Source organism: Streptomyces phyllanthi (assembly GCF_009377205.1).
GTDB lineage: Bacteria > Actinomycetota > Actinomycetes > Streptomycetales > Streptomycetaceae > Streptomyces > Streptomyces phyllanthi.
In genome coordinates, this window is the sequence record NZ_VJZE01000854.1 from 1 (window position 1) to 1,811 (window position 1,811).

The window sequence follows — 1,811 nt, forward strand, 5'->3', positions numbered from 1 at the left end:
GGCTGCGTCAGGGGGCCGGGGCGGCGCGCGGCCGGCTGCTCCGGTGCCTCGGGCGCCTTGCCGCCGGCCGTCAACGACTTCGCCGGGCCCGGCATCAGGAGCTCCACGCGCAGGCCCTTGCCGCGCTGCTGGGCCGTGAACTCCTCGACCTGGTTGCGGCAGGCGTGGTCGAGGTGGGTCACTCCGGTGAGGTCGAGGCGGATACGCGGCTTGCCGGCCTCGGCGGCGGCCTCCAGGGCCTCGATGACCTCCGGCAGGCGCAGGAACGTCGCGTTGCCCGCCATCACCACCTTCGCCGTGTCCTCCTCGATGTGCTGCTTGATGACCGTCTGCGACATCCGCAGGGCGGCGAGGACGATGCCCGCGGCGAGGCCGACGAGGACACCCTCCAGCAGGGCCGTCGCCACGATGACCAGCGTGGTGAGCGTCATGACCGCGAACTCGCCCCGGTCCTGGCGCCACATCTTCGGGAACTCCCCGGGCGCGAAGAGCTTCCAGCCGCTGTGCACGAGGACGCCCGCGAGGACCGAGATCGGGATCAGGGCGAGCACCTGGGGGAGCAGCAGCGCGAAGGCCAGCAGCCACAGACCGTGCAGCGTGCGGGACGTACGGGTCTTGGCGCCCGCCTGGACGTTCGCCGAGCTGCGGGCCACCACCGCGGTGATGGGCAGCGCGCCGAGGATGCCCGCCACCGTGTTGCCGGCGCCCTGGGCGATCAGCTCGGGGTTGTAGCGGGTGCGCGGACCGTCGTGCATACGGTCCACCGCTGCGGCCGTGAACAGTGACTCCGCCGAGGCGATCACCGTGAAGGTGAGGATCGCGGTGATGATGCCGACGTCGGCGAGACCGGCGAACTGCTCCGGACCGGGTACGTCGACGGAGGCCAGCAGATTGCCCACCTGGAGCGTCTTCACGTTCACACCGGGCAGGGAGGCGACCGCGATACCGACACCCACGGCGACCAGGGCCGCGGGGATCTTCTTGATCGGGCCCGGCACGTTCTTCCACATGAAGCTGAGGACGACGGTGAGGATGCCGAGTCCCGCGGCGATCATCGCCTGGGGGTTCGAGACGGTGTCGACGATCAGGCCGGGGATCCCGGCCATGTTCTCGATCGGGGTGCCTGGGGCCTTGGCGTCGGCCACCGGGTACGCCTGACTGAACATCAGCGGCAGGCCGATGCCCGCGAGCATGCCCTGGACGACGGCCAGGGAGATCGCCTGGAAGAACCGGCCGAACCTCACCAGGCCCAGGATGATCTGCAGGATGCCCGAGAAGAGCACGATCACCCCGAGCATGGCCACGCCGAACTCCATCACGGTCTCGGCCACCAGGGCCGCGAGACCCGCGGCCGGACCGCTGACCTGGAGGGTGCTGCCCCGGCACGCGCCGACCACCAGGCCGCCGATGACACCCGAGATGATGCCCAGCTCGGCCGGGACACCGGAGGCCACGGCGACGCCGATGCACAGGGGGAGGGCCACGAGGAAGACGACCAGGGACGCGGTGATCTCCGTGGCCAGGTCGCCCTTGGGGGGCCTGGACGACTTGCAGGCTTTGGGGGCCTTGGACGACTGTGAGCCCTGTGAGCCCTGTGAGCCCTGTGAGCCTTGTGAGTCCTGCGTGTCCTCCGAGTGGCTCTCGGAGCCCCTTGCGAACTGCGGGAACTTCGGGAGACCCGACAGCTTCGGGGACCTGGGACCCTTCGCGTCCGTACGGGACCTGGGGCCCCTGGAGGCCCGGGGCGCGTCGGGCTCGTCGGCCACGTACGGCTGATGGGACGGCCGGGGTGGCCCGGGTGGCCCGGGGGG

General features: G+C 71.1%; 1 protein-coding gene. It reads right to left on the reverse strand.

Going from position 1 to position 1,811, the window contains the following annotated elements; genetic code table 11:
* A partial coding sequence (locus FNH04_RS45585) for a SulP family inorganic anion transporter (RefSeq protein WP_228032057.1) occupies window positions 1-1,523 on the reverse strand: 1,523 nt, incomplete at its 3' end.
* Window positions 1,524-1,811: the final 288 nt, after the last annotated feature.